This is a genomic window from Cobetia sp. 14N.309.X.WAT.E.A4, assembly GCF_030397495.1.
Classification (GTDB): domain Bacteria; phylum Pseudomonadota; class Gammaproteobacteria; order Pseudomonadales; family Halomonadaceae; genus Cobetia; species Cobetia marina.
The window spans coordinates 46398-68983 of record NZ_JAPNXT010000014.1 but is presented as its reverse complement, the minus strand read 5'-3'; the positions used below and the strand labels follow the sequence as shown (position 1 = coordinate 68983).

Genomic DNA, 22586 nt, shown 5'->3' with positions numbered 1-22586 from the left:
TCAGAAACGTGCCGGGGAGCAGGGTGCCAGCCAGTCAGGTAAGCCTTCGGCTAAACACTCGCTGACAAGTCGCCCGGTCACGCCCGCCAGGGTCACGCCGATATGCTGGTGGCCATAGGCATGGATCACGCGCGGCTCGTTGGGTGACGGGCCGATCACCGGCACGGAGTCCGGCAGGGTGGGGCGAAAGCCCAGCCAGCGCCGGGCTACTGGAGCATCCAGTCCCAGCACCCTGCGCACTCGGGTTTCCAGATAGTCGAAGCGGGCCGGGTTGGCGGGCCCCGCAAGCGAACTCAACTCCACGGTGCCTGCCACTCGCAGACGCGGCCCTTCGGCGCCTCGCAGAGGCGTCATGTAGAAGGCGCTCTCCACCGGACAGGTCGGGCGGTTGAGCGGCGAGTGCTCGAGATCGAATTCGATGTGGTAGCCACGCTCGGTATCCAACGGAATCCTGTCGCCGATCTGGCGGGCGAGATGTGCCGACCAGGCCCCGGCTGCCAGTACCACGCGGTCCGCCATCAGCCGTCTGCCGTCGGCGTACTCCAGCAGCATGCCGGAGGCCTGAGAGCTCAGGCGGGTGACCTCGGCGGTGACGAGTCGGCCCTCCTCACGCAGCGGAGCGGCCAGGGTATCGATGAACACCTGCGGGTCATCCAGATGACAGGAGGAGGGGAACAGCACGCCGCCGGCGGTATGGCCTGCCATGGCGGGTTCCAGCGCGATCAGCTCGTCCGCTGTCAGTACCTGCTGCTGGATGCCGAGCTGGTCACGCAGCCGGATATCGCCCTGTGCGGCCTGCAGGTTCTCGGCCTTGCCGTAGGCATACAGACAGCCCTTGCGCTGGATCATCCCGGCCGCCGCCGGGGCAGCGTCCAGCAGCGGCTGATAGTCCTCATAGGTGTGACTGAGCAGACGCGCCAGCATCTCGCTGTTGGCTCGAAAGCGCGTGGCGTTGCACTGACCCATGAAGCGCATCAACCACGGCGAGAGCCTCGGCAGGCACTTCCAGTCGATGACGAAGGGGGAGTCAGGTGACAGCAGCAGCGAGGGCATGCTGCGCCAGATCTCGGGGCGAGCGATGGGCAGGCAGCCATAATCCGCGAGGGTACTGGCATTGCCGAAGGAGGTGCCGCTGGCGATGCCCTCGCGCTCGATCATCGTCACCTCGTGGCCGCTGCGCCGCAGCCACAGGGCGCAGGCGACACCGACGGCGCCCGCGCCGACCACGGCCACTTCCGTGTGTTCGCTATCACTCATCGAATGCTCACCATGTTGTCTTGTCGTTGTTGTCGGGATGCTTGCGCCGCAATGCATCGCGCCCCGGAGTCAGCCGGGGCGCAGAGTGTGACAACCCGAGCATGCCTCGCAGGGGAAATCTCGGCAAGGGCGTCATGCGTCTCGGCAGCGTGTCCGCCAGGGCGATGGGCGCCAGGCGATGAGCGACTTGCGGCGAGCGGTTCAGGAGCCGTTCGGCTCCTCGAAGGGCAGCGGGATGTCATCGCCACGCCGCACGGCGAACACGTTCAGCGTCATCGCCACCAGGGCGTAGTAACCCAGTATGCCAACCAGTTCGACCACGACCGTCTCGCCGAACATCGCGACGGCCTCGGCATACAGCGCATCATCGATGCGTCGCTCGGCGTAGAGCGCGCGGGTGACGCGATAGATCAGCCGCTCATCATCGCGGTCGAACTCAGGCTCCCGCTCCTCGCGCAGTGCCGTGATGACATCCGGCGAGAGACCGGCCTGCTCGGCGATCGGCGCGTGGATCTGCCATTCCGCCTGGGACTTCCACCACACCGCCGTGGTGAGAATCGCCAGCTCGCTCAGGCGCAGCTCAAGGCCGGTGGCGTAGCGGCAGAAGGCGCCGAGGCGCTGGGCGTGATTGGCAAGCTCCGGACTGTGGACCCAGGCCAGAAACGGGCCGTCGAGGTTGCCGCGCGGGCCGCTGAGAATCTCGGCGATCACCTCACGTTGGGCTGCGCTCATGCTGGCCTCATCCAGTTCGGTCAGGCGCGATGTGATCGCCATGAAAGTCACTCCATTCAAATCCATTCAAAGATCGTGGGTAGTCAATGCGCCTGCAGCTGAGCCGTCACAGGCTGGCCAGGGTGGTGTCGATGGCACGCCCCAGCCTGTCGGTGATCTCGTCCAGATGCGACTCCTGCAGAATAAACGGCGGTGCCAGCAGGATGTGATCGCCCTGGCGGCCATCCAGGGTGCCGCCCATCGGGTAGCACATCAGGCCTTCGGCCATGGCGGCCTTCTTGAGGCGTGCGTGCAGCTTGAGGGCAGGGTCGAAGGGGCGCTTGCTGTCGCGATCCGTCACCAGCTCCAGCCCCTGGAAGAGGCCGCGACCACGGATGTTGCCGATGTGCGGGTGGTCCGCGAAGCGCTCGCCCAGGCGTGCTTGCAGTCCCTCGCCGAGGACGTTGACACGTGTGAGCAGCTCGCGGGACTCGATGGTCTGCTGGACCGCCAGCGCCGCGGCACAGGCGGTGGCATGGCCGATGTAGGTATGGCCGTGCTGGAAGAAACCGGAGCCATTGGCGATGGCATCACGAATGCGCTGGCTGACCAGGGTCGCGCCGATCGGTTGATAGCCGGCGCCCAGCCCCTTGGCGATGGTGATCAGGTCCGCCGTGACACCTTCCTGCTCGGCGGCGAACAGGCTGCCGGTGCGTCCCATGCCGCACATCACCTCGTCGAGAATCAGCAGCACGCCGTAGCGGTCACAGACCTCGCGGATGCGCGTGAAGTAGCCCGGCACCGCCGTGACGGCCCCCAGGGTGGCACCCACGACGGGTTCTGCCACGAAGGCCATCACGTTCTCACCGCCCAGCCGCAGGATTTCCGCCTCAAGCTCGGCGGCGAGACGCACGCCCATCGCCTCGGGCGTCTCGTCGGGTTGCTGGTCCCGATAGGCGTAGCAGGGGCTGACGTGACTGACGTTGATCAACAGCGGCTCGAACTGCTGGCGGCGCCAGGCGTTGCCGCCAGTGGCCAGCGCGCCCAGCGTATTGCCGTGATAGCTCTGACGCCGCGCGATCAGATGCTTGCGTTGGGGCTGGCCGATCTCGACGAAATATTGGCGGGCCAGCTTGAGCGCTGCCTCGACCGCTTCCGAGCCACCGGAGACGAAGTAGACGGAGTCGAGCCCTGCGGGGGCGCGCTCGATGAGGAAGTCGGCCAGCTGCTCCATCGGCTCGCTGGTGAAGAACGAGGTATGCGCGTAGGCCAGTCGGCTGACCTGATCCTTGATGGCCTGAGCTACCGCTTCATCGCTGTGGCCCAGGCATGAGACGGCAGCGCCACCGCTGGCATCCAGATAACGGCGACCCTCTCGGTCGACGATGTAGGGGCCATCGCCCTGCACGGCGGTGGGGTAGTCCTGATGGAGGTTGCGATGGAAGACGTGGCTCATAGGGGCTCCGTGGGGCGGGGGCGCGAAGGCGTAATGCAAATATGTAGTGCATTTGTCGTTTATGCAATCAATAATTGCATGTTGTCGCTTGTGCCTTCGGACTCGACCCGCCAGAGATGCTACCGTTGCCGCCATCTGTCCTGTCCCTTGCCAAGGAGGCATCCCATGCCCCCATCCTCCCGAGCCCCCGGGCCCGCATCCCCTGACTCGCCGCCGGAGACCCTGGAAGGGTTGAAGCAGCTGCTGGTGGCGATCGATCGTCGTGAGGTGGAGATCCGCCTCGGCGCGAGTTCCCGACGCGTGCTGGCCGTGCTGATCGAATCGCCGCAGCGCACGGCGGTATCTTCCATCAGCCAGCTGGCGGAGATGACCGGCGTGAATGCCTCGACCTTCTCGCGTCTGGCGCAGCGCCTGGGCTATGAGGGCTTCAGCCGGTTTCAGGCTGTCTTCCGTCAGGCCGTGACGGACGGCGAGCATTTCTACAGCGCCCAGGCGGCGCGACTCTCGTCACGTGATGCCGACAGTGGTGCCATAGCACAGCTGGCACGACTGGGGCGCCAGGAAAGCGCCAATATTCTCGGCATGTTGGAGAGGGTGGACGCCGCGGCCTTCGAGGCCGCCACCACCTTGCTGGCAGAAGCCCCGCGCGTGCGCCTGCATGGCATGCGCCAGTTCAATTCTCTGGCACTGTTCATGGCCTATGGACTTGGCATGCTGCGCCCGGACGTGGCGCCGCTGGATGCCAGTCGTCAGGGCGTGGCGGATGCGCTGGCCCAGCTGACGGCCGGCGACGTGCTGGTGGTGGCCAGTTGCTTCCCCTATACCCCAAGCGTGGTGGCCTGTGCCGAGGTCGCAGTGAAACGCGGAGTCGTGGTGATCGCGTTGACCGATTCGGCCAGCTCCCCGCTGGAGCCGCTGGCGCGCCACAGTTTCCATGTGCCCAATCACAGCCTCTTCTACAGCAACAGCATGAGCGCCTTCATGTTTCTCGCCGAAGGTCTGCTCAGCGAGGTGGCCAGCAAGCTGGGAGAGGCAGGCGTGGCCTCGCTCAAGCAGCGCGAGGCGATCATCACGGTGCTGGGAGGCGCACGTCGCTGATCTGGCGCCGATGCACTTGTCCCATCTCACGCGGCATGGCTGGGCGGGCGCACCAATTGGCAGCATCTGTCTGCTCGCCTCCGTTCGCGAATGACTGAAGGCGCGCCAATCTGGTGCGAGGGTGTCGCCGCGGTGATGCTCACTCTCGCCGTGCAGGCGTGTCAGTCATGAAGGCACGCCTTGCAGCGTGGGATCTGCAGGCATGTGCAGGACCAAAGAGGGACCTGAAGAAATTGGCGTGATTCCTGCAAAACGACTGAGATGAAATGACATCTGTCAGTGCAAGGAATCACCCATGAGTCGCGAATACCGTTACACCCTGGGCAGTCAGGTCCATCGCTTCGCCAGTCTGGCCGAGCTGATGGCCAAGGCGACCCCCGCCCGCTCCGGAGATCGCCTTGCTGGCGTGATCGCGGAAACCGCCGAGGAGCGAGTGATCGCTCAGCTGTGTCTGGCCGAATTGCCCCTCAAGACCTTCCTGAACGACGTGCTGATTCCCTACGAACAGGACGACATCACCCGCCTGATCATTGATGAGCATGATCCGGTAGCCTTCCTGCCGATCGCCCATCTCACCGTCGGCGACTTCCGCAACTGGCTGCTGAGTGACCTCGCGACGCCGGCGGTGCTGGCGCAGGTGCGTGCCGGCATCACCCCGGAAATGGCTGCGGCGGTCAGCAAGCTGATGCGCAATCAGGACCTGATTCTGGTCGCCAGGAAGTGCGAGGTGGTCACGGCCTTTCGCAATACCATCGGCAAGAGCGGCCATCTCTCCACACGTCTGCAGCCCAACCATCCTACCGATGATGTCACCGGCATCGCTGCCAGCATTCTCGATGGCCTGCTCTACGGCAACGGCGACGCCGTGATCGGCATCAATCCGGCCACCGACAACGTGGCCCAGAGCATCAAGCTGATGCGTCTGATGGATGAGGTGATCCAGAAATACGAAATCCCCACCCAGTCCTGCGTGCTCACCCACGTCACCAACACCATTGAATGCATCGAGCAGGGCGCCCCGGTGGATCTTGTCTTCCAGTCCATCGGCGGCACCCAGGCCACCAACGAGAGCTTCGGCGTCGAGCTTTCCGTGCTGGCGGAGGCGCAGCAGGCCGCGCTGTCACTCAAGCGCGGCACGGTGGGCGACAACGTGATGTATTTCGAGACCGGCCAGGGCAGTGCGTTGTCCGCCGATGCCCATCACGGCCTGGACCAGCAGACCTGCGAGGCGCGCGCCTATGCGGTGGCCCGCAAGTACTCGCCGTTGCTGGTGAACACCGTGGTCGGCTTCATCGGTCCCGAGTATCTGTTCAATGGCAAGGAGATCATCCGCGCGGGGCTTGAGGACCACTTCTGCGGCAAGCTGCTGGGCCTGCCGATGGGCTGCGACATCTGCTACACCAATCATGCCGATGCCGACCAGAACGACATGGATACCCTGCTGACGCTGCTCGGGGTGGCGGGCTGCAACTTCATCATGGGCATCCCCGGCTCCGATGACATCATGCTCAACTATCAGACCACCTCCTTCCACGATGCTCTCTATGCACGACGGGTGCTGGGCCTGGGCCCGGCGCCGGAATTCGCCGCCTGGCTCGAGGAGATGCAGATCTTCACCGATGTCGCCCAGCAGAAGCTGCCCGCTGACATGCCATCCTGCTTTGCCGACTCCCTGCGTCAGGTATCCGGAGGTGACGCATGAGCCACGACTCCTCCCCCAGTGATGCGTCATCCGCGGCTCGCGAGGGCCAGCAGGGAACGGCTGTCAGCGAGTCGCCCGCCATCGTCACGCCCAATGCCTGGCAGTTGCTGGGGCAGTTCACGGATGCGCGCATCGGCCTGGGCCGCGCCGGCATCAGCCTGCCGACCCAGCGCTCGCTGGAATTCCAGCTGGCGCATGCCCGCGCGCAGGACGCCGTCCATCTGCCGCTGGAGATTCCCCGACTGATCGAGGATCTCAATCAGCTGCCCGCCCTCGAGAACGCCCCGGACCTCCAGCGCCTGCACAGTCGCGCCGTGGATCGCACCACCTATCTGCAACGCCCCGACTACGGTCGGCGTCTTGATGAGGCCTCGTGTGAGCAATTGTCCAGCCTCGCACCGGAGCCTGCGGATCTGGCCATCGTGATCGTCGATGGGCTCTCGTCTCTGGCGGTCCAGAACAACGCCGCGCCCTTCATCGCGGCATTGCTGGAAACGCTTGCCGAGGAGGGTCCGGATGCCTGGACGCTGTCACCCATCAGCGTGGTGGAGCAGGGACGGGTCGCGATCGGCGATGAAGTCGGTGAACTGCTCAAGGCGCGGGCGGTGCTGGTGATGGTCGGCGAGCGCCCCGGTCTCAGTTCTCCGGATAGCCTCGGCCTCTATCTCACCTGGCAGCCGCGCGTCGGCCTCAGTGATGCCAGCCGCAACTGCATCTCCAACGTGCGCCCGGCAGGGCTCGACTTCGCCATGGCTGCCCAGCGTCTGCACTACCTGCTGCGCGAGGCCCGCAAGCTCGGCCTCACCGGGGTGGGGCTCAAGGACAGAAGTGGCGACAACTCGCTGGAGAGCGGGGGCGGTATCCAGAACTTCCTGCTGTCCTGACGGGATGGCAGCGCATCAGCGGGAATCTCCCGATCCAACAATGACAATGCTTGACGGAAACAAGGCGGCACCATGACTCGCGACACGAATCACGACACCAACGAGCAGGACTATCTGGCCAGACGGCAGTTGAAGAAGGGCACGGCGGGCTGGATTCTGCTGGCGGGACTCGGGGTCTCCTATGTGATCTCCGGTGATTTCGCCGGCTGGAATTTCGGTATCGCGGAGGCGGGCTGGGGCGGCTTCGCGATCGCGGCGCTACTGATGGGCATCATGTATCTGGCGCTGGTGCTGTCGCTGGCGGAAATGTCAGCGGCGATACCGGCCGCCGGCGGCGGTTACAGCTTCGCGCGCCAGGCCATGGGCCCGGCTGGCGGCTATCTCACCGGCCTTGCGGTATTGATCGAATATGCGCTGGCACCCGCAGCCATCGTCATCTTCATCGGTAGCGCGGTGGAGTCGCTGCTGGGCATCAATGGCCCGATCATCTACGCCATCTTCTACCTGGTATTCATCGGCATCCACCTGGCGGGGGTTGGCGAGGCGCTCAAGGTGATGATGGTGATCAGCGGTCTGGCGGTGTTCGCGATCATCGCCACCGCGGTCGCGCTGATCGGTGACTTCGACAGCAGCCGCCTGTTCGACATCGCGCCGACGGATGCCTGGGGTGCCAGCGATTTCATGCCCAATGGCTGGTATGGCATCTGGGCCGCGCTGCCCTTCGGCATGTGGCTGTTCCTGGCCGTGGAAGGGGTGCCGCTGGCGGCAGAGGAATCGCGCAACCCGGCTCGTGATGTCCCGCGTGGCATCATCGGCGCCATGCTGTTTCTGATGTTCACCGCCGTGCTCGTCGTCTTCCTGCTGGCCGGTGCCGCCGGTGCCGAGGCGATCGGCAGCAGTGCCGTGCCGCTGGTGGATGCGCTGAACGCGACCGGCAGCGAAGGGCTGGCGACGCTGGTCAACGTGCTGGCACTGGCCGGGCTGGTGGCCTCATTCTTCTCTATCATCTACGGCTACAGCCGTCTGGTGTTCGCGCTGTCACGGGCCGGCTATCTGCCCAAGACGCTGTCGCTGACCAGCAAGCGCAAGGCGCCGACCTGGGCGCTGGTGGTGCCGGGCATCTTCGGTTTCCTGGTCTCGCTGACCGGTGAAGGCGATCTGATCCTGGGCATGGCGGTGGTGGGGGCGACCGTCTCCTACGCACTGATGGCCGCCAGCCACATCCTGCTGCGCCTGCGCCAGCCGCAGATGGCGCGCCCCTATCGCACGCCGGGTGGCATCGTGACCTCCTCCATCGCGCTGGTGCTGTCGCTGATCGCGCTGACCGGGGTCTATGCCTTTGACCCGCGCGCCTTCAACTACACCGTGGTGCTGTTCGTGGTGGGCATCGCCTACTACGCCATCTTCAGTCGCCATCAGCTGGTGGCGAAGACCGCCGAGGAAGAGTTCGCGCTGGTGGCCAATGCCGAGAGTGATCTCGCGGCCAGCTGATCCGCTCAGGCAGACCCTTTAGCAAAGACGACAACGCCCGCCATGGCTGACCATGGCGGGCGTTGTCGTCTCTATCTGATGGGCAGGATCAGCTCAGAAAGGATACTGCGCCAGAAATTGCTGGGCGGCGGCGGCGGGGTCCTCGGCACAACACAGCGCCGAGACCACGGCGAGGCCGTCAGTGCCGCTGCTCATGACGTCTCCCGCATTGGTCAGCGAGATGCCGCCGATGGCCACCGTCGGCAGCGGGCTTGAGCGCACCAGCTGGGTGAGTCCTTCGATGCCCAGCGGTGCGGCGTGATCGGGCTTGGTCGCGGTGGCATAGACCGGGCCGAGGCCGAGGTAGTCGATGCGCTCGACATCGACGGCCTTGAGCTGCTCAAGCGTCTGGACCGACAGGCCGATCAAGGCGTCCTCGCCCAGACGGCGACGCGCCTCGACCGGGTCGCCATCGCTCTGGCCGATGTGCAGGCCATCGGCGCCACTGGCCAGCGCGACCTCGATGCGGTCATTGATGATCAGCGGCACCTCGTACTCGTCCAGCAGCGCCTTGAGGCGGATGGCCTGGGCGATCATCTCCTCGTCGCTGGCGTGCTTGTCGCGCAGCTGCACGACACTGACGCCGCCGCGCACGGCGGCCATCACGGTGGCTTCCAGGCCGCGCTCGGCGCACAGCGCGGGGTCGGTGACCAGGTAAAGGGATAGATCAAGTGACATCGGTCAGCTCCAGGCGAGAGGCAAGCAGGGTGGAATCGGCGTCGAGAGTATACAGGGCATCCAGGAAGCGTGGCACGAAGCTGCCCGGGCCCTCTACTGACTGGCCCGCCGTCTCACCGGCCTCGGCGTAACAGGCCAGCGCGGCGGCGGTGGCCTGCAAGGTGTCGTCATGTCCGTCGAGTGAGGCGGCGAGGAAGGCGGCGACCACGCTGCTCAGTGCGCAGCCCATGGCGGTGACGCGGCCCATCAGCGCATGGCCGCCCTGAATCGTGATTTGCCGCTGGCCATCGGTGACGACATCGACGTGGCCGGTCATCGCCACCACGCAGTTCTGCGTGCGCGCCAGGGCGACGGCGGCGCGGCTGGCGCGCTCCAGCGCATCCTCACTGTCATCGCCGCTGTCCACGCCACGGCCCTGATTCATCTCGCCGGCCAGCGCCAGCACCTCCGAGGCATTGGCACGTATCACGCTGGGGCGATATTCCAGCAGCGCGCGGCACGCGTACTGGCGCAGGCTGGAGGCGCCGATGCCGACGGGGTCCAGCACCCAGGGTTTGCCATCGCGGTGGGCGCACATCGCCGCCAGCTGCATGGCCTCGATCCAGCTGGGCGACAGGGTGCCGATATTGATCGACAGCGCCGCACTGATGGCGGAGATTTCCTGGATCTCCTGCTGCGCATGCGCCATCAGCGGCGAGGCGCCAATGGCCAGCAGGGTATTGGCGGTCGGTGTCATGGCGACATGGTTGGTGATGTTGTGCACCAGTGGCGTGGTCTGACGCAGACGGCGCAACGCGTTGCCGGGGGAGTGGGATGGCGATGGGGTCATGGGAGCTCGTGGTGGAAGACAGGGAAGACGCTGTGAGTCGAGGGTAAGAGCTTGCGCTGCAAGGTCAAGCGGCGACCGTCGTGAGCGTGTGGCTGACCCGGTAGTCATCGAAAGTCGCGCAAAGGGTAATAAATAACATCATGGTTCTATAAACCTTGACGACAAGTCCATAAGATACAGGGCCTTACGGTCTTTTGTGTACGAGTCATCAGTCAAGGGTCATGCAGTGATGCGCACAGGTCATCGCGGTAGCGTCAGCAATTCGAGCAACAGTCACGCAAGCATCGCTAGCAACAGCAGCACGAGTAGGATCAGCAAGAACACGCGCGGCCGGCAGTCCTCTGATGGCTCTCGGCTTGAACGGATTGTCAGACGGGTGGTGACGGCGCTGGCAGTCCCCGTGCTGTTGGGCGCTGCGGCCACCAGTCAGGCAAATGCGGTGATTGCCAGCTGGAATCTGAAACATGCCGGCTGGAACAACGGCAAGCATCTCGAGCAGGTCGCGGCGGTGGCCAGCCACATGGATCTGATCGGCCTGCAGGAGGTGATGAAGGAGGAGGTCGTCAGCGAGCTCGAGCAGCAGCTGGAGGCCCTGACCGGCGATGAGTGGGACAGCCTGGTCAGTCATGCGGTGGGGCGCAGCACCTATACCGAGCGTTACGCCTATCTGTATCGCGACAAGACGATCGCCTATCAGGGCGGGGCTACCGTCTATCTCGATCCCGAGGATGTGTTCTCGCGCGAGCCGCTGCTCGCCACCTTCGTCGAGAAGGACACTGGGCGGGCCTTCAGCGCCGCCAACGTGCACATCGTCTATGGCGACAGCAAGGCGGATCGCTCGCCGGAAATCCGCGCGCTGGCCGATATCTATGACCTGATGAAGGAAATCTCGCCCGGCACCCCGGCGATCATCATGGGCGACTTCAACATGGCACCGTCCGAGCCTGCGTGGGGAGATCTGCGTACCCTCGGCCTGCGCCCGCTGATCACCGAAGGCGCAACGACACTCTCCAAGACCGATGGCCGCTATGCCTCGCTCTACGACAACATCTGGTATGTGCCGAGCGAATGGCCCAAGGCCAATGGCGATGTGTTCCGCTTCCCGGACTATCTGGGCATCAGTCATGAGGCAGCGCGTGCCGATGTCTCGGACCACGCCCCGATCTATCTGTCGGTGACCGGCGAGACACTGGCGTTGCTGCCGCTGGAGGGTGGTCAGCCGCAGGCAGCCGGGGCAGAGGTCGCCTCCCGCAGGGCGTCAAAGACCTCCAGCTCGGCGAGTCAGACCTGCATCGACCTCAACACCGCCAATGCCGACCAGCTGGATCAGCTACCCAATATCGGGCCGGCGCGTGCCGCAGACATCATCCGTCAGCGTCCGTGGAGTTCCAGTGGTCAACTGACCCGCATCAGCGGTATCGGCCAGGGCACGCTCAGCGAGATCGTCGCCAGTGGGCTGCTGTGCAGCTGAGCTTTTTTCAGAACTGGCCTGTTCTGAACTGATCAGGCCTTAGCCTGAAGGGGCATCGGCCCCCGTCACACGGAAATGACGAAGCCAGCCATCACGCAATCCAGGTGATGGCTGGCTTCGTCGTATTGAGGCTGGTGGCAGTTTTCCCGGTGCCGCCTGAGGTCAGCTCAGATACTTCTCGAACCAGGCAAGGGTTCTGTCCCAGGCGAGCTTGGCGGCCTGTTCGTCATAGCGTGGGGTCGAGTCGTTGTGGAAGCCGTGGTGGGTGCCGGGGTAGAGATAGGCCTCGTAGACCTTGTCGTGCTCCTTGAGCGCGGCTTCATAGGCGGGCCAGCCAGCGTTGACGCGCTCGTCATGCTCGGCGTAATGCAAGAGCAGCGGAGCCTGGATGGCGGCGACTTCCTCGGCGCGTGGCTGGCGGCCGTAGAAGGGCACGGCGCAGGCCAGTTCCGGATAGGCGACGGCGGCCGCATTGGAGACCCCGCCACCGTAGCAGAAGCCGGTGATGCCGATCTTGCCGGTGGTGCGGTTCTCGGCCATCAGGTAATCGATGGCGGCAAAGAAGTCGTTCATCAGCTTTTCCGGGTCTACCTGTGCCTGCAGCTCCTTGCCTCTGGGGTCGTTGCCGGGATAGCCGCCCACCGAACTGAGGCCATCCGGCGCCAGCGCGACATAGCCGGCCTTGGCCACACGCCGCGCGACATCCTCGATATAGGGGTTCAGGCCGCGGTTCTCGTGCACCACCACCACGCCGGGCAACGGCCCGCTGGCATTGGCCGGTGTCACTCGATAGGCGCGCACCTCGCCGTGGCCTTCGGGAGAGGGGTAGGTGATGTACTCGGCCACGATGTCGGGGTCGGTGAACTCGACCTGTGAGGCCAGCGCGTAGTTCGGGCTTAGGCTGGCCAGTATCGAGGTGGCCGTCATGCCCGCGACGGCAAAGGCTGCCGCGCGATCCAGAAACTGGCGGCGGGTGATCTGGCCATGCACATAGCCGTCATACAGCTCCAGCAACTCGGGGGCAAAATCCTTTGCGGTCAGGCGGGTCATGTCAGACTCCTGTGATCAAGGGAATTCTGAACATAGCAACCCTGAGGTGACGCCACCATGTCAGCGCGAGTCTTTTTGTCGGATAGGCGAAGGGAGGCTGAATTCGGCATTCTTCCTGTACTACGCTCACCAGAGCGGCGGCCAATCGCTTGAGGCAAGCGGCGGGTGAGCGGTGAGCCGCCTGAGAAGCGTGCTCAAGACGTCTGACGTGGAGGCCAGCATGACAGAGGCGGAGTATCAGAGATTGCGCTGGAGAAGCATCGCGCTCACCAATGCCCAGTTGGTATCGGCCGGTCTGGCGGTGGTGAATCTGTTTCGCGGCGATTTCGCCTCGGTGGTGGTGCTCATCGGGGTCTGCTGGGTGCTTGGCTGGTTCAAGCCACGCTGGGATGTCTAGCGTTGATGGCGGGCCTATCGCGCCAGTTGCGGATGGATATTCATGAAAGTGGAACGTATTGTATGGAAAAGTGGTGTTTGATGGCGGATGATGGCGGAGCAGGCCGAGAGATTGCTCTGACTTGCCTTCATTTCCGTGCCATCGCCATGGCGCGGTGCACGACGTTTCTCAAGGAGGCCACATGTCCAGGACACGCATGGTGACCCAGTTCGGTATGGGCACTTCCATTCGCAGCCAGAACTACACCGAGGCGGCGGCCCGCGGGATTCGTGATGCCCTGTGGCACAACTCCCTGAATGTGGCGGATGCCTTCGGCTTTCCCAAGGAGGCGATGCTGATCGAGGTCGAGATCGGCGTGCAGCAGCCCGACAAGGTCGACAGTGACGCCCTGCTGGGGATCTTTCCCTATGGCCAGCCCAGCGTGAAGGTGGTCAAGGGCGGGTTAGACGTGACCAAGCCGGATGGCAGCGGGGTGAGCGTGATCGCCAATGTCGCCCTCATCGTGTCGTTTGACATGCTGGCGAGCGGTACCGACATGCCGGAGCACCCTCAGGCTTCGCGACAGACCCGCCATCCGTCAGGAGGTCAGGCATGAGCGAGCAGCGCATCATTCTCGAGATGGGCACCGGCAATGATCTCTACGGAGAGGACTACACCAAGGCCGCCTGCCGCGCAGTGCAGGATGCCCTGCATCATTCCTCCATCGTGCTGTTTCAGTCCCTGGGCATCGACCATCGTCAGATGCGTGTCGAGGTCACCATCGGCGTACAGACACCGGAGGCCGTGGATGTGGATGCCGTGACACGCGAGTTGCCACGCGGGCGCGCCGAGGTCACGGTGGTGCACGGTGGGCTGAATGTGCATGATGAGGCCAATGGCCAGACCCATGTCATCGCCTCGGCCGCCATCGCGGCAATGCTCGATATCGAGCACGACGACTGGCAGCTGTGCCCGCCATCGTCTGGATAGTCCGTAGTGTCCAGGCAGGCCGTATCGCCTGTCTGCAAGGGCACGCAAGACAAGACGCCCCATCTGTCACTGACAGATGGGGCGTCTTGTCTTGCCGGCTAGCCGGCCGTCGCGTCCGGGAGCGAGTCCCTTGGATCAGGAGGCGTCCCGAGTGGTGACGTGGGTGATCACCGACATGCCGATGCGCACCTTGTCGAAGTCGGGTTGATCGGGGTCAAACGCGATCTTGACCGGCATGCGCTGGGTGATCTTGGTGAAGTTGCCGGTGGCGTTCTCGCTGGCCACTGCCGAGAAGGCGTTGCTGGAGGCCGGTGCGATGCTCTCGACATGACCGTGGAAGGTCTTGCCCGGCAGGCTGTCCAGCGTCATCTCCACCGGCTGGCCCGGCGCCATCTCGGCCATCTGGGTCTCGAGATAGTTGGCGACCACGTAGGCTTCCTTGTGTGGCACGATAGCCAGCAGCGAGGAGCCCGGCTGCACGTAGGCACCGACACGCAATGAGCGCTGGGTGACGATGCCATCCTTGGGGGCGCGGATGGTGGTGTAATCGACGTTCAGCGCTGCCTGCTCAAGCGTGGCGCGCGAGCGCTCGACCTCGGCGCGGGCCTCGACGCGCTGAGCCTGCAGGACACCGATCTGTTTCTCGGCCGAGCGCTGAGCGGCCTGATACTGCACGAGTCGTGCCTCCCAGATGCCCTGTTCCTCATCGGCCTTTTCCTTGTCCTGCTGGGAGGCGGCATTGGTCATGCGCAGGCTGCGATAGCGTTTGGCATCATTGCGTGCGTAACGCAGTGACGCCTCGGTCGCCTTCACTTCGGCGAGGGCTTGCTGCACCACCGCGCGCTGACGTTCGATGTTGGCGTCCAGATCTCCTACCGCCGCCTGACTGGCGGCGAGATCCGCCTGGGCGGAATGCAGGGAGGCCTGGTAATCACGGTCGTCCAGCGTGGCCAGTATCTGCCCCTCGTGAACCACCTGGTTGTCTTCCACCCGTACCGTGTCGATCTGGCCGGCCACCCGTGGGGTGACCATCACGCTATCGGCACGCACGTAGGCGTTGTTGGTGGCCTCGCGGCCATCGTGACCCTTCCAGTAGAGCGCTGCATAGAGAATCAGCAGCAGCAGGGCCAGTCCGCTCAGCAGCAGAGTCGTGCGTGTCTTGTTCATGGCAGTATCGTGTTCTCGCTTTTCAGGTCGCAGGAGAGTGGGTGTGCTGGCGGGCGGCAGGTGCCGGTTGCGGCGGGTAGGCGCGCACCGGCAACACCATGACCAGCACCAGCAGGGCCACCACGAAGGGGATGATGGCGAGGTAGGCATCCGCGTAGCTCATCACCGCGGCCTGCTCGGAGAGGCGCGTGGCGATATCGCGCGCGGCGTCCAGCGGGATGAGGCCGGCGGGCTGATTGCCCTGCAGGCCCAGCGCCTCGCTCAGACGGGTCGAATGCAGGGCATCACGCTGGACGATGAAGCTGCCATAGACGGTGGCGGCCACCACCGTGAACAGCGCCCGCAGCGAGTTGACCATCGCGGTGGCGAAGGGGCCGTCCAGCGGACTGATGGCGCCGGTGGCATTCATCAAGAGCGGCACGACCACCATCGGTTGGCCCAGGGTATTGAGCACCTCGATGAGCAGGAAGTTGTCACGGTTCCAGTCGCTGGTGAGCTGCGAGCCCAGCAGGCAGCTGATCAGGATCAACACCAGGCCCGTGGCCATCACATAGCGGCTGTCGACGCTCCTGCGATTGATCAGTGTCGCCACCAGCGGTGCCAGCACGAGCTGCGGCAGAGCCATGGTCAGCATCACCGGGAACAGCTGCATGGGGCGATAGCCCTGTACCTCGCCCAGGAAGGCGGCGGGAATGGTGCCGGCGGCCAGGGTCAGGAACATGAAGGTACACAGGGTGAGAATGCCGAAGGCGAAGTTGCGATGGGCCAGGAGCTGCAGCTTGTAGAGCGGCAACGGGTGGAACCATTCATGGATCAGGAAGGCGGCGAAGGCCAGTCCGCCCGTGCCCAGGAGGGCGATGATCACGGGGGAGTTGCCCCAGTCGAGACGCTCGCCCTGGGTCATGCCGGCCACCAGTGCGCAGAGACCGGTAACGCCCAGCAGGGCACCGAGCCAGTCGAACTGCTTGAGGCGCTCCAGCTTGAGCGGGTCCTGTGGCAGTCCCCAGGACACCAGTGCCGCCGCGATGAGACACATCGGCGCGGTTTCCCAGAACACCAGATTCCAGTCGCCCAGGTCGCCATAGAGCGCGGCCAGCGGTGCCGACAGATAAGGGCCGAAGGTGGCCGTCATCGCATAGGCCGACAGGCCATAGAGCTTGCTGTGCCACGGCAGAAAGCGCAGCGCCGACATCATCAGCAGCGGCAGGATGCTGCCGGATGCCAGCCCCTGGGCAACGCGCAGCCCCGCCATCAACGGAAAGCTGTCGGCCAGTGGCACCAGAAGCGAGAACACTGCCAGTGACAGGCAGGCACCGATGGCGAAGCGGCGCAGGCTGAAGGTGACGGCCAACCAGCCGGCCAGCAGCATCATCGAGACTTCAGCGGCGCTGTAGAGGGTGGTCAGCCAACTGCCTTCATCATGGGAAAAGCCGAAATGACCGATCACATCCGTCAGCACCGTCTGAGTGACTCGTTCGCCGACACCGGACATCAGCGAGGCGAGCAGGATACCCACGAGGCCGAGAGCGATTCGTAGATTGAAGGGTTGAGCAGCAGCCACTGGCAGGTTCTCGCGTCTGACGGAAAGGACAGGAAGATATCGCGGTGGGTGTTTCGTTATGCGGTACACTGTACCATTCAGTGGTTTTGTTGAGCAAGTAGTTAGCTTGTTAAGGAGATGTGACTTGACCACACGTGAAGGCGGTGGCGTACAGGTCGTGGCCAGGGTCGCGGCGATTCTCAAGAGCCTGGAAGGCAATGAGCGGGGCATGAGTCTGGGGGAGATCGCGCAGCGCAGTGAGCTGCCGCGCTCCACCGTCAAGCGGCTGGTGGACGCGCTGGCGCAGGAGGATCTGCTGGAGATTCACGGGCATGGCGGTATCCGGCTGGGGTCTGCCTTGATGCGACTGGCGCGGCATAGCCAGCTCGACATCACCACGCACGCCAAGTCATTTCTGGAAGCCTTGAGTGTCACCACCGAGGAGACGGTGGTGCTCTGCAGCCTGAGCGGCAACGAGTTGCTGATACTGCACTCCGTATTGTCCCCGCAGCCTCTGCGGGTATCGCCGATGGCCGGCAATTTCCTCTCTCTGCACGCGACGTCCAGTGGCAAGGTCCTGCTGGCACACCTGCAGGACGCGCAGGTCAAGCACTTGCTGGGAACCGCGCTCACGGCCTACACGGAGAAGACCGCGAACATGCCCGAGCTGCTCGAGCAGCTGGCGGAGATTCGTCGCTGCGGATACGCATACGACGCCGGTGAGCACACCCGCGGGGTCGCGGCCATCGCCATGGGTCTCGAGACCAGTCAGGGGCATTACGCCATCTCGGTTCTGGGCCCGGAATGGCGCATTGCCAGCCGGCATGCCGAGATCAAGACGGCCCTCGGCCAGACCCGTGACGAGATGCTCAAGACGTTCCGGTCACTGGAGTGAAGGCATCGACAAGAGGCAGGGGGCAGAAGAAGGCTGCAGATCACCAGGGAGGTGGAGGTGAGGCGGGGGGAAGAGGTAAATCAGACACGCCACGGGCCTTGAGTAGGCGCCGTGGCGTGTCTGTCATGCGGCTTTCACCGGCGGGGGAGATCAGGCGTGTCGGGTGGCGATCAGGTGATCGGCCAGGGTCATCAACTCATCGGCCACATGGTCTGGTGTCGGGACATTGCTTGCCGGCAGCACGGCATTGTGCGGACGCGTCAGGAGTGCACCCTGCATGCCGGCTGCCTGGGCGCCGATGGTATCCCAGACGTGACAGGCGACCATGCACATGTCATCGAGCTTGACCTCGAGTTGCTCGGCCACGTGCTGGTAGGTCGCGGGCGCCGGCTTGAACTGTTCCACGGCTCCGACACTGAAGTGCTGCTCGAAGGCCTCGCTGATGCCGGCCTTTTCCAACGGTGTCGGTGAGGCACCGGCGGGAGAGTTGGTCAGGGTCACCAGACGGAAACCGGCCTGCTTCAAGCGCTCAAGCGCCGGTGCGACGTCGGGGTGAGCCGGCATCTCGGCCATGCGCGACTTGAGCTCATCGATATCGCTGTCCTTGAGCGTGACCTGATGGATATCGGCGACCATCTTCAGGACACCCACGCCAAGCTCACCGAAGGGGGTATAGCGATGCGCAAGCGTCAGGGTCTGGGAATACAGCACCAGTTGCGCGAACCATTCACGCAGCACGCCTTCATCGCCGAAGACGCGCCCGAACAGCGGTGAAAGGGTGGTGATGTCGAGCAGGGTCTCGTTGACGTCGAATACCAGAACGGAGACGGGCTTTGGGGTGGACATGAACACTCCTGGACAGACTGGGTGTGGGGTGTGGGCTTGGGGAGGCAGTACAGCGGATGTCGGTGAAAGGAATCTCCCTGCATTGCTGGCCCGGTAGCGCCCATCGATTGCCTACCAGTTTACGCAAATTTGAATGATTGCTCAACAATCGACAGGAGGCGACCGTGATGGGGCCTGGCCATGACGAAAAAAGCCCCTTGCCCCTCTGATGACAGGGGGCAAGGGGCGCTGGTTCGATGCACGCATGCGTCGGTCATCGACTCATGCGTGCATCGCTGCCTGGGGCTTGATCAGTCGTTCTGATAGGCACCGGCGGCATAGGTCATTTCATAGCTGTGGCTGTAGACCTCGAGGATGTTGCCGAACGGGTCTTCCATGTAGACCATGCGGAACGGCTTCTCGCCCGGGAAGTACTCGCGTACCGGCATGCGCTGCTTGCCGCCGGCGGCCACGATGCGTTCGGCCAGCCCTTCGACGTCCGGGTCTTGAACGCAGAAGTGGAAGATGCCGGTCTTCCAGTACTCGAAGTTGTTCTCCGGCGTCTCGTGGTTCGGGAATTCGAAGATCTCGACCCCGATACGATCACCGGTGGACAGGTGGGCGATGCGGAAGCTGCCCCAACCCGGACCGAAGACATCGCTGCACATCACGCCGATGGCGGAGTCGTCTTCGGTGATGGTGGTCGGCTCCATCACCACGTACCACCCCAGTACCTCGGTATAGAACTTGACGGCGGCTTCCACATCACCGACGGACAGGCCGATGTGGGAGAAGGTGCGCGGATACGGTGTGTGCTTTTCGCTGCTCATGATTCACCTCGTGAAGGGAGTCGTGAAGGGAATTGGCTCAGTCACTGTCTGCGTGACGTTGGATGCCATCTTGGGTGTCATGAGCAATAATGAAAACTACGTAGCTGTTATGATAGTGATAAGAGTTCGTTATGGCGGGCCGGCGTCGTCGCCGATCAGGACTGCCGGCTGTCAGGCCAGGCATGTCCCTGGCGCCATGACTGTCGCAACGAGGAGCCGACATGCTGCAACCCCAGTGGTTACGTACCTTCCGCACTCTGGTGAGTGTCGGCAATTTCACGCGCACCGCAGAGCAGCTCGATCTGACGCAGGCCGCTGTCAGCCAGCATGTGCGACACCTGGAAACCCAGCTGGGCAAGCTGTTGATTCGACATCCTCGCAAGCTCGAGCTGACGCCGGCCGGCCATGCGTTGCTGGATTACGCGCGCGAGATGGAGACGGCGGAGCAGCGCCTGGCCCAGCGCCTGGCCGGCAATGAAGACAGTCACGGGGATATTCGGCTGATCACGCCGGGCAGCATCGGACTGGCGCTATACCCCCGCTTGCTGGCGCTGCAGCAGGCGTCACCCGGTCTCAATATCCATCATCGCTTCGCCCCCACGCGCGAAGTGGTGGAGTCAGTGCTTGAGAATCGCTTCGAGCTGGGCATCGTCACCCAGAAGCCGGATGACCCGCGCCTGAGCGTGACGGAGCTGACCCGCGAGCCACTTGAGCTGGTGGTGCCGGCGGGTGTCGAGATCCATGACTGGCGCGATCTCGAGACGTTGGGCTTCATCGATCATCCCGATGGCCAGGACATGGCGTCACGACTGCTCAGTCGGCGTTTCCCGGGCAATCCGGGGGTCCGCTCATTGCCGCGCAGTGGCTCCACCAATCAGATCAGCCTGATTCTGGAACCGGTGGCCTGCGGGCTGGGCTTCAGTGTCGTGCCTCGCCATGCCCGTGAGGCCTTCCAGAATCCTCAGGCCATCAAGGTAGTGGCACCCGCAGACGGGGATGTCGAGGTGGTGGATACGCTGTGGTGGATCACACGGGCGGAGTGGCCGCTGTCAGCGCGCGCCAGACGGGTACAGCGCGATCTTCAGGCCGGTCTCTGAGAGCTGATGAGTGAGGAGGGCGGGCGTCAGGCGTCAGGCGTCAGGCAATGTCAGGCCTGAGAATTCGCGCATCAACCAGCGGGTGATGGGCTGGATCACGGCACTGTTTGGATGGCGGACACTCATGCGATAGCCATGACGGTCACGCGAGATATGCGGCGTCAGGGCGATCAGCGAGCCGTTGTCGAGCAGGTCCTGGATGACGTGGCTCCAGCCCAGCGCGACCCCCTGATGGTTGACGGCGGCGTTCAGCGTCAGCGGGAAGTTGTTGAAGGGAAAGGCCTTGTCGAGACGCGGTACCGGCAGCCCCGCATGACGACACCAGGTGGCCCAGTCCAGCCAGCGACTATCGCGCATGTCCAGATGCAGCAGCGTGATGCGCGACAGCGCCTCGGCATCCAGCCCCTTCTCCAGTCCATGACGCCGCGCGTAATCCGGGGAGCAGACAGGAAAGGCGCGCTCCGCGACCACCAGCGTATCGCGATGATCGCCCGTCAGCGGCGGGCCGAAGCGGATCGCGATATCGGCCTGCTGCATTTGCGGGTCTTCATCGCGATCAATCGGCAGCAGCGTGAAGTGACACTCCGGAAAGGCCTGCTCCAACCGCTCCAGCCGCGGGCGCAGCCAGACGTGGGCGAAACCGGCACCCGCGGCGATGGTGATGCGCGGTGTCGGCTTGTGCACCTTGCGACGTGCTTCCGTGACGGCGCTGTAGACCTGGCCAAGTCCGCCTGCCAGTTCGGCATGGAAGCTCTCGCCGTAGTGGTTGAGGATCAGCCTGCCGCCCTGGCGATCGAACAGCGGATGGCCCAGGTGCTCCTCCAGCGCGCGGATGCGCTGGGAGATGGTGGGCTGGGTGGTATCCAGCTCATTGGCCGCAGCCGTCATCGAGCCCAGGCGAACCGTCACGTCAAAGGCGACCAGCCCGCGCAGGGAGGGCAGGTCATCCAGAGGGCTGGCGGTATCGTCTGGCGCAGGGGAGCGTGTCTTTCGGGCCGGCACGGGAGTCCTCGCTGTGATGCACTGTCACGGCGACCCTGTCCTGGAATATCCGGGCCTGCGAGAGGCTTCACGCCGTACACCGTGGATATCAGGCAAGAGCGCCGCCTTGTATAGGCGGCACTTATACGCGACGCAGCGAGCGACATCAACGCTCAGCCCGGCGAATCAGGGCGCGGGGTCGCACCTGATCCTGACCAGGGTCGCACCTGTTCCTGTTGGAGGGCGTCCCTGAGCTTACTGAGTGCCGCGCTCGGCAATTCGCGCATGCCAGGCCGCGATGCTCTCGTCGGGATACTCGGCGTGATGGGCATCACGCGCCTCGTGCGCGACTTCCACCCAGTTGGCCTTGCTGTCGAGCATGATGTGGACATGCTCCGGTGGCACGGGCAGCGGGGTGTCTATCGCCCCCGCCTGCGGGTGGATCAGTTCTGGCCAGCGGGCATCGTAGAGCCACAGTGCACTGCCGCAGTGCTTGCAGAAATGACGTTCCGCCGGGCTTTCGACCCCGTCGATCACCGCGTGATAGATCGAGATGTGCTCGCGGCCTTCCACCTTGAGGGTGCCGGCGTCGCCCGCCAGGTTGATCGCATGGCCGCCGCTGCCTGCCGTCTTGCGACAGATCGAGCAGTAGCAGCGCTGGTACGGGTAGGGATGCGGCGACTCAAGCTGGAATGTGACGGCCTTGCAGTGGCACGAACCTTCAAGCTGCATGAGAAATTCTCCTTGTGATGCCTGGGCGAGGGTGCTGGCGAGGCTGGGGCCGAGAGGGTGACGCGATCCAGAGGCAGGGGGATCGCTCTGTCACTTGCCGCTCTGCCTGCCCGGCAGGAGATTCTCACATCGTCAGCGCATAGACATAGACCTCGAGCTCACGATTGTCGTCGAGAATGACGGTGGTGACACGACGCTGATAGATGGGGCCCTCGAAGTCATCGAGAGCGTCCCAATGCTCGGGCAGCTGCGGTGAGGAAAAGACGTGACCGCGTATCACCTGCCCCGTGTTGTCGACCACCAGCCCGGGGAAGTTGTGCTCGGTACCCTGATCGCTGTTCTCGAGTCGGCCGCGCAGATAGGCCGGGCGCCATTCGCCATCGATGTTGGCGATGACATGTTCGTTGAGTCCGCCTGGCCCCAGCGGGCCATAGATGAAGAGGTGTTCCATGTGTCTGCCTGTCGGGTCGGGGAGGGGGAATGCGTC

At 64.1% G+C, this 22586-nt stretch carries 23 protein-coding genes; 10 read left to right on the top strand and 13 right to left on the bottom strand.

Going from position 1 to position 22586, the window contains the following annotated elements; translation table 11 throughout:
* From OW493_RS15755 to OW493_RS15745, 3 genes are all read right to left on the bottom strand, one after another.
* On the bottom strand, nt 1-1257 hold the full coding sequence (locus OW493_RS15755) for an FAD-dependent oxidoreductase (RefSeq protein ID WP_127734872.1): 1257 nt from the start codon (nt 1255-1257) through the stop codon (nt 1-3).
* Between the two features lie 201 nt (nt 1258-1458).
* Complete coding sequence (locus OW493_RS15750; protein WP_141392032.1) at nt 1459-2031, bottom strand: carboxymuconolactone decarboxylase family protein; 573 nt, start codon at nt 2029-2031, stop codon at nt 1459-1461.
* 64 nt (nt 2032-2095) lie between these two features.
* Nucleotides 2096-3424, bottom strand: a complete 1329-nt coding sequence (locus OW493_RS15745; protein WP_289864862.1) for an aspartate aminotransferase family protein — start codon at nt 3422-3424, stop codon at nt 2096-2098.
* A gap of 165 nt (nt 3425-3589) precedes the next feature.
* Here OW493_RS15745 and OW493_RS15740 point away from each other — a divergent pair, with 165 nt between their 5' ends.
* The 4 genes from OW493_RS15740 to eat all read left to right on the top strand — a co-directional run bounded on the left by OW493_RS15740 (nt 3590) and on the right by eat (nt 8599).
* Entirely contained in the window at nt 3590-4522 is a 933-nt protein-coding gene (locus OW493_RS15740; protein ID WP_289864861.1) for a MurR/RpiR family transcriptional regulator, read from the top strand.
* Between the two features lie 295 nt (nt 4523-4817).
* A complete protein-coding gene (locus OW493_RS15735; protein ID WP_141392029.1) occupies nt 4818-6224 on the top strand; it encodes an ethanolamine ammonia-lyase subunit EutB in 1407 nt (468 codons plus the stop codon).
* Nucleotides 6221-7108, top strand: coding sequence for an ethanolamine ammonia-lyase subunit EutC (eutC, locus tag OW493_RS15730; RefSeq protein WP_289864860.1), 888 nt, complete (start codon nt 6221-6223; stop codon nt 7106-7108). The genes OW493_RS15735 and eutC overlap by 4 nt, the downstream gene beginning before the upstream one ends.
* 72 nt (nt 7109-7180) lie before the next feature.
* Nucleotides 7181-8599, top strand: coding sequence for an ethanolamine permease (gene eat / locus OW493_RS15725; RefSeq protein WP_289864859.1), 1419 nt, complete (start codon nt 7181-7183; stop codon nt 8597-8599).
* Between the two features lie 93 nt (nt 8600-8692).
* On the opposite strand, the gene thiE is transcribed toward eat, so the two are convergent.
* Nucleotides 8693-9316, bottom strand: coding sequence for a thiamine phosphate synthase (gene thiE, locus OW493_RS15720; RefSeq protein ID WP_141392027.1), 624 nt, complete (start codon nt 9314-9316; stop codon nt 8693-8695).
* Nucleotides 9306-10145: a hydroxyethylthiazole kinase gene (gene thiM, locus OW493_RS15715; protein WP_077374013.1), complete on the bottom strand. Its 840-nt coding sequence runs from the start codon at nt 10143-10145 to the stop codon at nt 9306-9308. The genes thiE and thiM overlap by 11 nt, the downstream gene beginning before the upstream one ends.
* A gap of 400 nt (nt 10146-10545) precedes the next feature.
* Between thiM and OW493_RS15710 the strand changes: the two genes are divergently transcribed.
* Nucleotides 10546-11616 (top strand): endonuclease/exonuclease/phosphatase family protein, encoded by a 1071-nt coding sequence (locus OW493_RS15710; protein ID WP_289864858.1) that lies wholly within the window; start codon nt 10546-10548, stop codon nt 11614-11616.
* A 162-nt stretch (nt 11617-11778) separates the two neighbouring features.
* On the opposite strand, the gene yghX is transcribed toward OW493_RS15710, so the two are convergent.
* Nucleotides 11779-12666, bottom strand: coding sequence for a YghX family hydrolase (gene yghX / locus OW493_RS15705; protein ID WP_176494380.1), 888 nt, complete (start codon nt 12664-12666; stop codon nt 11779-11781).
* A 220-nt stretch (nt 12667-12886) separates the two neighbouring features.
* Between yghX and OW493_RS15700 the strand changes: the two genes are divergently transcribed.
* The 3 genes from OW493_RS15700 (at nt 12887) to OW493_RS15690 (ending at nt 14032) form a co-directional block, all read left to right on the top strand.
* Nucleotides 12887-13063 carry a hypothetical protein gene (locus OW493_RS15700; RefSeq protein WP_289864857.1) on the top strand — a complete coding sequence of 59 codons (177 nt, stop codon included), beginning with the start codon at nt 12887-12889 and terminating at the stop codon, nt 13061-13063.
* A gap of 181 nt (nt 13064-13244) precedes the next feature.
* A complete protein-coding gene (locus tag OW493_RS15695; protein WP_077374004.1) occupies nt 13245-13658 on the top strand; it encodes a Lin0512 family protein in 414 nt (137 codons plus the stop codon).
* Nucleotides 13655-14032: a Lin0512 family protein gene (locus OW493_RS15690; protein WP_191237380.1), complete on the top strand. Its 378-nt coding sequence runs from the start codon at nt 13655-13657 to the stop codon at nt 14030-14032. Before OW493_RS15695 ends, OW493_RS15690 begins: the two co-directional genes overlap by 4 nt.
* Before the next feature lie 135 nt (nt 14033-14167).
* On the opposite strand, the gene OW493_RS15685 is transcribed toward OW493_RS15690, so the two are convergent.
* Nucleotides 14168-15199 (bottom strand): HlyD family secretion protein, encoded by a 1032-nt coding sequence (locus OW493_RS15685; RefSeq protein ID WP_084208260.1) that lies wholly within the window; start codon nt 15197-15199, stop codon nt 14168-14170.
* Nucleotides 15200-15221: 22 nt separating this feature from the next.
* Complete coding sequence (locus OW493_RS15680) at nt 15222-16760, bottom strand: MFS transporter (RefSeq protein WP_217622055.1); 1539 nt, start codon at nt 16758-16760, stop codon at nt 15222-15224.
* Nucleotides 16761-16884: 124 nt separating this feature from the next.
* On the opposite strand from OW493_RS15680, the gene OW493_RS15675 reads away from it, so the two are divergent.
* The gene (locus OW493_RS15675; protein ID WP_289864856.1) at nt 16885-17634 is read left to right on the top strand and encodes an IclR family transcriptional regulator; all 750 of its coding nucleotides are present in this window, start codon (nt 16885-16887) and stop codon (nt 17632-17634) included.
* Between the two features lie 150 nt (nt 17635-17784).
* On the opposite strand, the gene OW493_RS15670 is transcribed toward OW493_RS15675, so the two are convergent.
* Together OW493_RS15670 and OW493_RS15665 are read right to left on the bottom strand one after the other, a co-directional pair.
* Complete coding sequence (locus OW493_RS15670) at nt 17785-18480, bottom strand: haloacid dehalogenase type II (protein WP_279856099.1); 696 nt, start codon at nt 18478-18480, stop codon at nt 17785-17787.
* A 290-nt stretch (nt 18481-18770) separates the two neighbouring features.
* Complete coding sequence (locus OW493_RS15665; RefSeq protein ID WP_077373992.1) at nt 18771-19289, bottom strand: lactoylglutathione lyase family protein; 519 nt, start codon at nt 19287-19289, stop codon at nt 18771-18773.
* Nucleotides 19290-19510: 221 nt separating this feature from the next.
* Between OW493_RS15665 and OW493_RS15660 the strand changes: the two genes are divergently transcribed.
* A complete protein-coding gene (locus OW493_RS15660; RefSeq protein ID WP_077373989.1) occupies nt 19511-20386 on the top strand; it encodes a LysR family transcriptional regulator in 876 nt (291 codons plus the stop codon).
* A 33-nt stretch (nt 20387-20419) separates the two neighbouring features.
* Here OW493_RS15660 and OW493_RS15655 read toward each other — a convergent pair whose 3' ends face one another.
* The 3 genes from OW493_RS15655 to OW493_RS15645 all read right to left on the bottom strand — a co-directional run bounded on the left by OW493_RS15655 (nt 20420) and on the right by OW493_RS15645 (nt 22550).
* Entirely contained in the window at nt 20420-21388 is a 969-nt protein-coding gene (locus tag OW493_RS15655) for a LysR substrate-binding domain-containing protein (RefSeq protein ID WP_289864855.1), read from the bottom strand.
* Between the two features lie 234 nt (nt 21389-21622).
* Entirely contained in the window at nt 21623-22099 is a 477-nt protein-coding gene (locus OW493_RS15650; RefSeq protein WP_077373983.1) for a GFA family protein, read from the bottom strand.
* 124 nt (nt 22100-22223) lie between these two features.
* Nucleotides 22224-22550 (bottom strand): gamma-glutamylcyclotransferase family protein, encoded by a 327-nt coding sequence (locus tag OW493_RS15645; protein ID WP_289864854.1) that lies wholly within the window; start codon nt 22548-22550, stop codon nt 22224-22226.
* Nucleotides 22551-22586: the final 36 nt, after the last annotated feature.